The organism is Prevotella phocaeensis, from assembly GCF_900065875.1.
Lineage (GTDB): Bacteria > Bacteroidota > Bacteroidia > Bacteroidales > Bacteroidaceae > Prevotella > Prevotella phocaeensis.
Window position 1 is genome coordinate 1 of sequence record NZ_LT160623.1, and the last position, 13,391, is coordinate 13,391.

7 protein-coding genes are annotated in these 13,391 nt (G+C 45.0%); 3 read left to right on the forward strand and 4 right to left on the reverse strand.

Features of this window, described 5'->3' with window-relative positions:
- The first annotated feature begins 135 nt into the window (after positions 1 to 135).
- From BN3912_RS04260 to BN3912_RS04270, 3 genes are read left to right on the forward strand one after another with little or no spacing between them, the layout of a single operon-like run.
- Positions 136 to 705 carry a sigma-70 family RNA polymerase sigma factor gene (locus BN3912_RS04260; protein WP_230204604.1) on the forward strand — a complete coding sequence of 190 codons (570 nt, stop codon included), beginning with the start codon at positions 136 to 138 and terminating at the stop codon, positions 703 to 705.
- Entirely contained in the window at positions 702 to 1,382 is a 681-nt protein-coding gene (locus tag BN3912_RS04265; protein ID WP_023983769.1) for a DUF4974 domain-containing protein, read from the forward strand. The genes BN3912_RS04260 and BN3912_RS04265 overlap by 4 nt, the downstream gene beginning before the upstream one ends.
- A gap of 37 nt (positions 1,383 to 1,419) precedes the next feature.
- The gene (locus tag BN3912_RS04270) at positions 1,420 to 3,957 is read left to right on the forward strand and encodes an outer membrane beta-barrel family protein (protein WP_064972268.1); all 2,538 of its coding nucleotides are present in this window, start codon (positions 1,420 to 1,422) and stop codon (positions 3,955 to 3,957) included.
- Between the two features lie 128 nt (positions 3,958 to 4,085).
- Here the strand turns inward: BN3912_RS04270 and BN3912_RS04275 are convergent, their stop codons facing one another.
- The 4 genes from BN3912_RS04275 to BN3912_RS04290 all read right to left on the reverse strand — a co-directional run bounded on the left by BN3912_RS04275 (position 4,086) and on the right by BN3912_RS04290 (position 13,333).
- The gene (locus tag BN3912_RS04275; protein ID WP_023984760.1) at positions 4,086 to 6,281 is read right to left on the reverse strand and encodes an alpha-N-acetylglucosaminidase; all 2,196 of its coding nucleotides are present in this window, start codon (positions 6,279 to 6,281) and stop codon (positions 4,086 to 4,088) included.
- A gap of 504 nt (positions 6,282 to 6,785) precedes the next feature.
- Positions 6,786 to 8,213, reverse strand: coding sequence for a GDSL-type esterase/lipase family protein (locus BN3912_RS04280; protein ID WP_036859822.1), 1,428 nt, complete (start codon positions 8,211 to 8,213; stop codon positions 6,786 to 6,788).
- Between the two features lie 141 nt (positions 8,214 to 8,354).
- Positions 8,355 to 10,133, reverse strand: a complete 1,779-nt coding sequence (locus BN3912_RS04285; RefSeq protein ID WP_023984756.1) for a RagB/SusD family nutrient uptake outer membrane protein — start codon at positions 10,131 to 10,133, stop codon at positions 8,355 to 8,357.
- Positions 10,134 to 10,144: 11 nt separating this feature from the next.
- Complete coding sequence (locus BN3912_RS04290) at positions 10,145 to 13,333, reverse strand: SusC/RagA family TonB-linked outer membrane protein (RefSeq protein WP_023984755.1); 3,189 nt, start codon at positions 13,331 to 13,333, stop codon at positions 10,145 to 10,147.
- Between the last annotated feature and the right edge of the window lie 58 nt (positions 13,334 to 13,391).

Consider the following 13,391-nt stretch of genomic DNA (forward strand, 5'->3'; position numbering starts at 1 on the left):
CTCATTTTGTTCTTATTCCTTGGCTGTATTCTGAATTATTGTCTTAACTTTATACGGAAATTGCGCACGGCGTACCACTCAACGTGAAATAAAAAATAGGTATTAAATAAGGGAGGTTTTAGGTACGAAGGGGTGATGATTTCAACACATTGTTTGTATTACTTTAAAAAACCTATGCACCACAAGGAGAAACTCTTTGCCCTTATGTTCAAACGTCATTACGACGCAATGTACCGCTTTGCATTCTCTTTCCTACGAGACTATGAGGAGAGCAGAGACGTTGTAAGCGAGGTTTTTGCAAGGCTGTGGGACGAGGGAACGGCGCTAAAGAAGGAAACGCAGCACGCATTTCTGCTCTCATGTGTACGAAACAGGTGTCTCAACCTGATCGCACGGAAGGGAAGGGACGAGAAACTAAGGAAGCTGTATCCAATGCAGCTGTCGAACGTCGTCGGGCCGGATGACGAGGAAGACAGGCGCATCGAAGAGCTTCTAAATGCCATAGACCATGACCTAACACCGCAGGCAGGGAGAATACTGAGAATGCGTTACGGAGAAGGACAAAGCTACCGTGAGATCGCAGAGGCGCTAGGAATAAGCGTTTCGACTGTAAACAAGCACGTCGTTCAGGCACTAAAGGAGCTGAGGGCAAAATTCTCAGGCCACCGAAGAGGCCACCGCGACAACAACAAGACCATACAATGAATAAGAAACCAATCCACCATATTATGGAAGATAACACAAGACTCGAACGGCTACTGCAGCTTATCGAACGGCCGGAAGACTTCCCTGAAAGCATCAAGGACGAGCTTCTCGAAGACGATGAGTGCAGGGAACTTTACGAAAAGCTCTGCGAGGTACGACGTGCCATGGCAGCAGAGCAAGTGAATAAGGAAGACCACACGCCCGATGCCATGAGGGAATGGCGACGTTTCAGACGAGCGCATGTGACGCACCGGCGCAGTGCATGGAGAGTGGCGGTGGTGTCCGTCGCCTCTCTGGCCGTGGTATCGGTGCTGGCTTTCGCCATGCTTCATCCCAAAGGGAAGGACAATGACGCACATGACGGCGGGGGAAGGCCGGAACAGGATGTACGTACAGCCTGCAACGCCACACCCGACGACACGGCGGGAACGGCACTGCGCACGGCCATGACTCGCCCAAGACCGTACATATACGACGACGAAACGCTCGAGAACATACTCGGAGACGTGGCTTCGGTATATCATGTCGGAGTGAGATACGCACGGCCGGAGCTAAGGGCAATAAGGCTTTATCTCAGATGGAACAGCGGACAGACGATCGAAGAGGTGGTGGCTCTGTTCAATCATTTCGAGAACATACGCCTTTCTCTCACCGGGGATACAATCGTAGTGGAGTGACACAACGGGGGTAGCACTTGAAAAACAAAGGCAGACAATGAAAAAGTTAGCACTCATCCTGTACATCATTCTGAGTTCAATAACGGCACATCCGCAGCGAGTAAGCCACGTCTTCAGGGGAGAATCGCTCGCAGAAGTGCTCAAAACATTAGACCGAGAGTCAGACGAATACCGCATCAGCTTCATATTCGACGAACTGGAAGACTTCGTGGTAACAACCTCTTTCAAGAACAAGACCATTCCCGCAGCCATTCGAGACGCGGTGGGATTTTATCCCATACGGATCATTACCGACGACAGCGGGAGCAACATTTTCGTGGAATGCACACAGAAAGGAGGGAAGAGGCTCATCGGAAGGATCGTAGACCAGTACGCACAGCCCGTAATATACGCAAACATTGCGCTGCTCAATCCCGAGGATTCAACCCTCGTAACCGGAGGGGTGAGCAACGAGAGCGGAGACTTCGTAATACCGACAAGCAGATCGCAAGTACTCATGAGGGTGAGCTGCGTGGGATACAGGACGCTGTACCATCCCGCAGAAGTGGGAGCCGTAGGGACCATAAGGATGCGCACAAGCACGGTACCCGTGAGAAACGTGACCGTAAAGGCCCACAGGCCCGCATACAGAATAGGAAAGGAAGGACTCGTGGCAGGGGTGCAGGGAACGAATCTGAGTCATGCAGGGACGGCCGAGGATGTGCTGGGAATGCTGCCGGACATCACCGCTGAGGACGGACACATCGCTGTGTTCGGAAGGGCGGGAAGACCGGTGATATACATCAACAACAAGAAGGTGCTCAACAGGGACGAGCTCACGCTGCTCAAGTCGGAAGAGATTGCCAACGTGGAGGTGATTGCCAGCCCCGAAACACACTACGGAGCGGCGGTGACGGCGGTCATCAGAATCAGGACGGTAAGGAAGAAGGGAGAGGGATGGAGCGGTGCTTTCGAGACCGAAGCACGCATGGGAAGATTCGGAAGCGGGAACGCGAATGCAAGCATGAACTACAGAACGGGAGGACTGGACGTGTCGGGAAGCATGACATGCTCGATGCTGCACCGCAGGCAGGAGCAGGACACGTACTGGGACATAAGGGGGATCGTTGAGAAAAACTCGATGCTCTGCTACGACGACAGAACATCGAAATTAGGCGGGAGGTTCCGTGTAAACTATGAATTTTGCAGCGCACACTCTGCCGGAATTACCTGCCACGTACGACGCATGCACTCCATAGGACAGGGAAACAGCAGAATAAAGGGAAGGCAGGAGGGAGGTACAGCCGAAAAATACATCAACAGAATGTCGATAGACCGAAAGGGAAAGACCATGCCCACGATATGCATGTACTACAACGGGACTGTGGGAAGGATAAACATAGACCTCGACGCAGACTTCGTGTATGCGCGCAACAGGATCGGAAACGGGGCACACGTGGAGAAAAAACAAGGAGTGTATGAGGTAAACTCGCTGAACAACAACTGCACAAGGATGTTCGCTATCAAAAGCGTGATGGCATATTCATGTTATAAGGGAAAGGCAAGCGTGGGATTAGAGCATGTAAGAACGATAAGAAGAAGCATTTTCACCGGTAGCGGGGGAATTGAGGCCATTTCAGACGACGAGATAAGAGAGAACACATCGGCCATGTTTGCTGAATACGACCTCACTGCGGGAGATTTCCCGGCAGAGGCGGGCATACGATATGAGCATACGGGGACGCAGTACTACCGCTTCGGGGTGTTCAGCCACGAGCAGAGCACCAGATACACAGGATGGTTTCCGGCGCTGTCGGCGAGATATTCCAAAGGAAAAACTTCGTGCCGCATGGGATACACTACGGGAACGCAGAGACCGGCATACGAAAACCTCACGGGAAACAGGCTGTACGAAGACGAGCATATCTACGAGGGAGGAAACCCGCTGCTGCGATTCTCGAAGATACACACGCTCTCGCTGGAGGCACAGCACGGGGGTATCACAATGCTGTGCACATATGCCGACGTGCACAACGACGTGGCATGGGTTGACCAGATATACGGAGGAAAGGCAATACTGTACACACCTGTGAACATTCAAAGAAGAAGGAACCTGCACATCATGTTGACATATTCGGAGAGAATAGGAAGATGGCATCCAAGATACAGCGCAGGAATGAGCAGGCAGATATTCGACCTTTCACAAGAAGGTATTACAGCACGGCTCAACAAGCCATACTGGACGTTCAAGTTCTCAAACACGTTCTACCTCCCCGGAGGAATACATGCGGCACTCAGATACGACTGCACAACGGCCGGAAACGAAATCACCACATACAACAGGGCAAGGCACGAACTCTCCTTGACAATGCACAAAACATTCCTCGCAGACAGACTCAGCGTGCGGCTCAAGGCTGCAGACATGTTCAAGACGTACAGAAACAGCGCAATATACAAAGGGGCTTACATGACCGTAGACCGCAAGGCGTACATGGACACGAGATGCATAAGCCTTACGCTATCATACCGTTTCAATACCACTGACAGTAAGTACAAAGGAACTGGAGCAGGAGCAAGCGAAAAAGGAAGAATGTAGAAAAAGGGTAATTTACCTGTATATTTGCTATAATAGACAAGCGTTTTCTTCGTCTAATTCAAAAGTTCCTCAATTCAAAGTACATCGAAAACTGGGTATTCACAGTTGGTTATGAGAGCAGAAGGTGACTATTCCCTATTCATCATAGTGCTGTTCAATCCGTATTTCTGCATAAGTATACGACAGAAAGTAAGTAAATCGGTTCTCTTCGGAACCGTTATCGGTTCTGTCGAAATAATCCATGTCTGCTCGAATTTCGAGACCTTTTCATTGAACGCATTTTGATCAAATTCCTTATTAGCTTCAGCAGCTGCGAGAATATCGTCAATATAAAGACGCCACCGATGGGCATAATAACTACCAATCAGTCCACCCCATGTACGACTTGCATAATCGTTGATATTCCCACCCCACGTGGTAATGAGGTTTCGTGCATTCTTTTCGTAATAATCTTTCAGTTCTTTAGTTGAGCCTAATTTACGTGCATCGTCTATCCACCGATTGATGGAACAGCGGCTGTTGAATGATGTAAGGCAATCCAAATCGCCAAGCAGCTCTTCCATTTCACAGGCTTTTGCCTTCAACCTTGGAATATCCTTATTGACATAGGCCGAATCGAACTGCGTTTTAACGGCAGCAAATCTGTTACCTAAAACCTGTCTGCCCACAGCGATAATATCTAATTGCAATTCATTCCTATCGCAACGGGGAACGTCGAGCAATAACCTCCACACCTCTTCGAGCCTTTCTGCAGGATACTCAATAGCAGTGCGTTGCGGATAATTATGATTTAAAGCTGGGCGGAAATTGGTCAAAACTCCCTGCATCGAGGCCGATACTTGCACATATATATCATTGAATAAAATATGCCAAGCTTTACGTACCGAGGGAGAGACACCTCCGTAGTGGCGGTCTGCCAGATCATCAATCCACCGACTATCTGCAACAGCATGGCTCCATAGCTTATTGTATAGATACTCGTAGGGAAATTGAATCACGTCTAAACCTTCCAATGTCGAACCTGCTCCTAACATATTACGCTGCCCGTTGGTCAATGCATTATCAAGACGCCTGCCACTTTCTTTTACATTTCCCATCAATGTAGTGTTCCCACCGAAGTTACCTAAGTAACACCAAATATAAGGTTGCCCATAAAATCCATCCGTGGTTTTCCATAATTCCACATTCTCACAATAATAATCAAGTAGTGACATCTTGCCTTTAGGGACTCCCGTCAAGAAAGCTTGTACGCGATCAGGCGTCCAATGTTTATTGTCGTAAGAGAACATCCACCCCATTTGCATCCACTCTGCTTTCGGATCGACGGCGGTAAGCGTACCGTACATGTTTTTAGAGACCTTTTTCAAATACGCAGGCTCCCAACTGGGTGGCTCCACTTCATTAAACGGATCTACCCCATAAATATGATCGGTACCGAACAGAGCAGTCTGTTCTTCCAAATACAGCTTCTGTATCTTGCTGAACAAAGGTTCCTCGGGACTGAGGAAATGGCAGAGATATTTCTCTTCAAACCCTCCCCATTTGCCTAAAGATTTAATATTTGCATCGGGGAATATCCTCTTGAGTTCAACAGGCACGTGTCCCGCAAAGGCAGGCAACACCGGCTTCATATTGAAAGCCCGTTCATGCGCGAGTATTTTCTTTTGCAATTCCTTTTGCCCGTCCAACCACTCTTTAGGCAGCGGACCGTTCCAGCGATCTATGTTTGCCATTCTATGCCATGGCAGATAGGTAGGCCCCGTAAAATAGCTTCGTATCTCGTTGTCGGTCATACCGAGTTTCTTCCATACATTGTACCACACGGTTTCTTGTCCCGTAATTGCCAATGGCATGTTGATTCCATTGAGGGCCATCCAGTCGATGAGTCGTTCCCATTCTTTCCAACTGAAGAAGGGTACCGTATATCCGTAAGTGCAATAATTGAAGAAAAAGCGTCTTGCCACTTTGGCAGATGACGAAACCGGCGATTTTATATCCGGTAATTTAGCGGGAAGAACGACCGGAACTTCTGCATACCACGATACGGTTGTACGGCAATAATTATTCAGATAATAATTTAACCCAACAGCCATAGAGTTGGCATTATTACCAGAAATCACTATTTTACCGCCTTTACTCGCAAGAGTAAAACAGTCTTTTCCTTTGTGTGCAGGTAGTTTTATAAACTGAAATTGTGCGTATTGTTGTGGCATAAGCCGTTCCGCCAATCCCTGAATAGTGATCAGATCACGATCTTGTGCCCCTGCCATGAGAGGGAACAACATCATCAAAAGAACCCATGTAATAAATTTGTAGCGTTTCATTGTTATATTAAATATTAGATATTTTTTATTAAACAGACAAAAAGAATATACTCATATTATGTTTACTTCACATTTCATAATCCAAAGATGTTATTTCTCATTAGCTACCGATTATGACTTTACGAACCAATACCAAAGTAGCGTAATGCGATTATACCCCAGACTCTATGAATTTACATCATTCGCAAAAGATTCAAACACGTTTTGGCATTGTTACAAAGATATATAAAAGCTATGAAATATCCAAAGATTTCCGTGATTTTACAAGCCGTATAATAAGCCGAAAGAGAACCCATCTGTTCTACTTTCAGATTTATCGAAGCATTTCCATTGCACATGTTCATATATTTTTTTAAATACGTATATTCACCGGACTGCAGATATTGAAGCAACCGTAGCAACAGATAGTTAATGTATACACCGGTGCTGTAACATCGATACAAAACAGGTGTATATCTGTTATACGATAGACATAAGATAAAGAGAAATGATTTCCACGCGATATTAGTATTTAGTTTTACGCGCCAACCTCTCAGATATACTCTTCGCCACACGGCAAGCATCAACCTCATTGGGATACATATCATCTTTATGCATATTATCGACTTCTGCGACATAACGGGCAGAGATATCTATCAAACGGCACTTGTTTTTCTTGATTAACTTGCGGATAAGAGAAATTGTACCTTTTGACATTGCATCGTTGTTTACATTACGGCCAGACTTCAAAGAAGGAACCGACGTTACAAAATATATTCGGGGCTTCGAGGATAATGCCTTGAAAGAATCGATAAGTACCTGCATATCTGCAGCAAACTCACGGCTATGCTGCCGATCTTCAGACTTAGAACTATTGAAATCCGCCTCTACGATAACTATATCTGGCTTAAAATCGAGAGCATCCCTAAAAGCCTGCTCATCCATATAGGAACTACTGCTCTTACGAAGTATCGTACTACCATCCACACCGAAATTCTTTACGTAATATCCGTTACCCAACAAAGATTGCAACCGAGCCGGATACGCATTTTGCGAAGCCATTCTGATGCTGCTACCCTCGGTGAACGAACTGCCGATACACGCCACTCTGAGCGCATCACGGCGAGGTGAAGGCAATCTGTGGAGCCATTCTTTGAGTTCGCTGAGCATCAAATTATGATATGGCCATGATGTACTGAAACCGAAACCGTGACCGCCTGAAGGGTAGATAAACATCGAGCAAGAATTACCCGCACGACGCATAGCACAGTAGTAAGCCACTCCGTTTTCCACGGGTGGTACAACGTAGTCGTCATTACTCAAAAAAATAATGGCGGGCGGAGTCTGGTGTACACGCACACAAGTCTCGTTGGAATAAAATTCTATCAACTGCTCATCGGGGTGTTCTCCTAAAAAATTGTGGCATGAACCTTTGTGAGTACCGTCACGTTTCATTGTAATAACGGGGTAGAAAAGGATAGAAAAGTCCGGCCGAGCCGACAAGAGTGCGTGGGAAGACAGCGTACTGGCTAAATGACCACCTGCAGAGAAGCCCATAATACCTACATCATACGGGTTGACACCCCACACGGCAGCACTATCGCGTACCAACCGTATGGCTGTTTCAGCATCGCCAATAGGGATAGAACAATCGCCATGAGGCATACGATACTTCAGCACGAAATAGGCTATGCCCTGCTTGTTGAAATATTCTGCCCACTGGTGGCCCTCACTCTCCATACTCAAAACAGCATATCCGCCCCCCGGGCAGTCGACAACAGCCCGACCGGTAGGCGAAGAAGGCAGATAGACGAAAAGCGATGCTTCTCCATCTGCCGACAACGGCAGCTGAAACTTTCGAGCCGCACTCTGCGCAAAAACTGCAGAGGCTGCCAACACATACAAGAGCAGCAATAGCTCTCTAACCATGTTGATAAAAGGCTTTATATTCATGAACGCACAACTAAATTACAATATAAGGGTGATAATAAAATTTATAAATTATTCTACTGGCATCCTACTAAATATGCCGAAACCAATGAAATCGATGCGCCCGCCGGAAGTCGGACGCATCGATATGACTCATTTTTTATATTATTCCCACCCCGGGTTTTGTTTAACTAACGGCATACGTATTATTTCTTTTAAATCTATCGGCAACAAGTAATACTTTTCATTTGCCGTTGCATGACAGTCGACCGAAAGAATACGTTCATTCGACAGAGTTCCATCTGCTGCTTTCGTCCAACGCATACCGGTCTTCAAGCGCGAATTTTCAACAAGAATATTCCAGCGACGAAGATCATAAAAACGATTTTCTTCGAAAGCCATTTCTACACGTCGCTCCCTTCTCACACGCTCTCTGAATTCGTCTTTGGTCAATCCTGTCGGCATATCCGGCATTCCCGCCCTACGGCGCGTTGCATTCACAGCGTCATAAGCTATCTGTGTAGGACCGTTCGCCTCATTTTCTGCCTCAGCTAAATCCAAATACAATTCAGCCAATCTATAAATACGCCACAATGTTTTACTTGATCCTGCCGAACGCATCGATGGATCGACATACTTGCGGGTATAATATCCTGTCGGAGTACGCTGCTTGATACCAGAGATTCCATGCCTTCCACCAACAAACGATTCTATATAAATATCTCTTCCGTCTTTCTTTCCGAAATAGGCTCCGTTATACCAAACGGAAGCATAGAAACGCGGATCTCTGTCTACATACGGTTTTTGGTCATCATAACCTGATGCTGGGTTGATGATCGGTTTAGTATGAGCATCATCATCGTATCCCAGAATAGGAACCGTTCCATCTTTCATCTCGTAGCTATCTACTAATTCTTGTGAAGGGCATAGTCCGCACTTTTCTGACGCAAAATCCACAGGGATCATATTCATCAAATAGCATATTACACCGAAACGTCTGTAGGTCTGACTGCCATATCCCCAAGTATCGATAGCTTCGAGGATCGTTTCCTTATCAAGCGGATCCTGATTTTTATCAGGACGGGTGATAAAAAATCTTTCATAATTGGGGAACAACTGATAGCCATGAGAGACAAGCTGGTCTAAAGCTTCTTTTGCTGCAGTTGCCGCAGCCTGCCATTTTGCGACATCGTTATTTGGATTCCAATGTGGACTGGCCGCAAACAACAAGGCCGAAGCCTTAATAAAATAGGCAACTGCTTTAGTCATTCTGCCCCGTTGACCATCTTCCATAGTACGGAAAGGCAGCTCCTTACTTGCAATTGCTTCATCGCAATCTTTCACTATAAACTGCACGCAATCATCGAAGGAGGCACGCTCGATATCCGCGAAATTATCTCTCCGCGTAATATCTTCCGCAAATAAAGGAACTCCACCGAAATTCTTTATCAACTCAAAATAATAATGGGCTCTCAATACATGTGCCTCTGCCATATAGCGATCACGCTTAACTTCATTGGGCATATTCATATTATTGACACGCGTGAGGAAGACATTCGTCTTTCTTACTCCGCCAAAGGCCGTACCCCAAAAGTCTCTTTCCGAATAGCGCAAGGTAGTACTTCCTGCCATAAACGGAGGATTTGCTGCACTGAAATTGCCTTGGTTCCATTGGTGGAGCATCAACCATGTATCTGCAGGAGCCTGACTGTCAGTGGCATCGTCTGTGAATGCCGACAGCCATGTGTAATAATGATATCCATTGCCATACTTCCTAATATACTCGTACATCGAATTCGCATACTGTTCGGTATAGTCAGAATCACTAAAAATTATATCCAACGTCAATCGACCGTCGGGGGTAATATCCAATTCATCAGAACATCCGTATATCATTGCCACAGCCATGACGGCCAGCAACATTCTCGTTATTTTGCTTTTCATATTCTTACAATTTAAAATGTAATATTAGCACCCACGTTTAATACTTTCAAAATAGGATAGTCATTATTTCTAATAACTTCTGGATCCCAATCGTCGTACTTCATTTTATCCCAAGTAATCAGGTTATATCCGTTTGCATAAATGCGAATTTTCTTGGCATTCAATACCTTCGACCAAGATTGTGGTAATGTGAAACCAATCTCAAGATTCTTCAAACGAACGTAAGAACGATTCATATTAAAGAAGTCGCTGCTTCTCAATTCACTGGCAGATTGTGCCGTAGACAATGCAGGAAACAATATCTCTTCACCGGCAGCGGCTCTCTCTGCTGTCCAAGCTTTCTGATGGAACTTACGGAAGTCGTACCACTCCCAAGGACCTGTTCCCGAGATTATACCGGTAACTTTAAACGCACCTTGGAACAAAACAGAGATATCGAAATACTTATAAGTGACACTTAAAGCTGTTCCCCATGTGTATTTTGGTACATCAGAATAGCCAATGGGAACCATATCCTTATCGTTGATAACATTGTCGTGATTGACATCGACAAACTTCAAGTCACCCGGACGGGGCTGGATACCATCGTATTTTGCATAAGCATCTATTTCCGCTTGGTCTTTGAAGAAACCATCCGACTTCAATCCCCACTGTTGTCCGATCATATACCCCGTACGTCTATAGCGATACGCATAGGTATCATCATACCTCAACTCGTCTACATCAACGATTTCGTTATCGTTATAATTGAAGTTTGCTTTCAACATAACAAGCAGGTCACGATTGATGGGCTTCGTATAATTCAACTCTATTTCGTATCCTCTATTCTTTGTCTTTCCCAAATTGTAAGGAGGTATTACGGATTGTGTTGCGACACCGACAAGATCAGGGATTGTCTGTTTTCTGATCAGGATGTTATCACGTCGCTCAGAAAAGATATCTACAGACAGGTTCAATGATTGCAATAAACCTATCTCAAAACCGAAGTTAAACTTCTTTGCTGTTTCCCATTTCAAATTTGGGTTACCAAAAAAACTTTCTGCTATACTATGATTGTTTTGGATAGATTCGGAATAACCGCTGCCGGTTCTCACTATATTATCTAAATATAAAAAGCGGTCTCCACCCAACTTATCATTTCCAACGACACCATAAGATAATCTCAATTTCAGCTTATCGATGGTCTTTGCCAATGAAGACTTTTTAAAGAATTGCTCATTATAAATATTCCAAGCACCAGAAATAGAGGGAAAGAAACCGTATCTATGCCCGGGAGCGAACTGTTCCGAACCATTATACCCTGCATCAAACTCTGCAATATAACGGTCATCATAAGCGTAAACCAGACGAGCAGCTAAACCATTCACATTGTAGGGAAGCACCTGATCTGTCTTTATTTGTGACTGCTGCTGTGCCATGAGCAAACCATTTACAGAATGTTTTTTATTGAATATATGGTTATAAATAATCTGGAACTGAACATCATAGAATGATGCAAATGTAGCAGACTTAGATGTAGAAAGAGGAGTATTGTCAAAATCAGAACGTATTCGATTATAGGTAATCTTATCGCTGCCATCAGGATTTTTTGTATTGGGATCAACGACTTGCTCCCAATATTGATAAGAACGCGAACCTACCAAATAGTTGTAAGTTTTACTGTCATAGGAAGCGACTGCTTTCAGTGATAAACCTTTAACAATAGAATTCAAATCATACTGCATACCGAACGTCGCCGTGATAGAACTGCGCGTTTCTTTCTTATAACCTGTCCTGTTGATTTGTGCCCAAGGAGACTCTTGATATGCTCCCCCACCAACTAAAACTTGTCCGTCTGGTGTCAACGGACCGGGCAAAATAACAGGCCATTTGGTCAGAAGCTGTTCTATAACTGCCGTAGAAGTCATATTGGGACCATTAACCTTTTCATAAACACCAGCAGCATTCAGAAACGCTTTCAATGTCTTACGCGCATTCAAAGCCACATCGATATTTGCACGGAAATTGAAACGATCCATGTAATTCTTGGCATCATAGTTCCGACTTTCGGATTTATCCAGTTTGAATTGTCCACCTTGATTTAGATAACCAACGTTTACAAAGTAAGCCACATTTGCACCTTTACCGTTCAATGTTAGGTTATAACGTGTCTGTGGAACCCACTTATGCATCAGCATTTTTACCCAATCGTGGTCACCATAAGCTGCAGGCTGATCCTGCAAACGATATCTATCCAATGCGTAATCCGAGTAAGGCGGACGTTGCAACGGCGTAGGATTAGGAGTATCATTATGCCAAGCCTGATTTTTCAGTAGCGCCCATTCATATGCACTTAACTCTGAAGGCCAACGCGTAAAGGTTTGCCAACCGGCTTCGGCACTCAAACTAATATCTGGAATTTCGCTTGTACCACGTTTCGTCGTCACCAATATAACACCGTTTGCACCACGAACGCCAAACAAGGCCGTGGAGGAGGCATCCTTCAATATGGATATATTCTCAACCTCATTTGGATCGATGGAGGTTAAATCGCGTTCGACACCATCTACCATAATCAAGGGGTTTTGGCCGTTAATCGTACCACGCCCACGCAAATACAGCAATGTATTGTCACGTCCGGGTTCACCGCTACGCTGGATGACGCTAAGCCCCGGCAGACGTCCCGTAAGCGTTATTGCCAAATTAGACGTCGGGCTCTGCTTGATTTCCTTTGTATTAATCGATGCAACGGATCCTGTCAGCGTTGCTTTTTTCTGACTACCATAAGCAACCACCACCACTTCGTCCAAAGACTTTGTATCAGGAGTCAAGATTATATTTACATTCGACTGTCTTCCTACGGAGATTTCCTGAGCGTTGTATCCTAAATAGGAAATAACAAGAACGGCCCCTGTAGGAACATTGTCTAACGTGAAATTTCCATTTGCATCGGTTATAGCTCCCATTCCGGTCGATTTACCTTTAATAACAACACTTGCACCAACAATGGGTTCTCCATTATTATCGGAAACTTGTCCTGTTACTTTCTTGCCGGTTTGTTGAGCAGTTTGTGCCTCAATATGATAAACGGCATTCTCGCGCAAATCTGCCTTTACCATAACTCCGCCAAAGATAAATAACAAGAACGACATAAGTATGATTTTCTTGTACATCATATTGGATGTTAGTATCATACAGTCTTTATCCAATTTATTTTTCATACATTAAATGATTACAAGTTAATAATTTGATTTAAGTTCTGATAGTAATAATACTCTC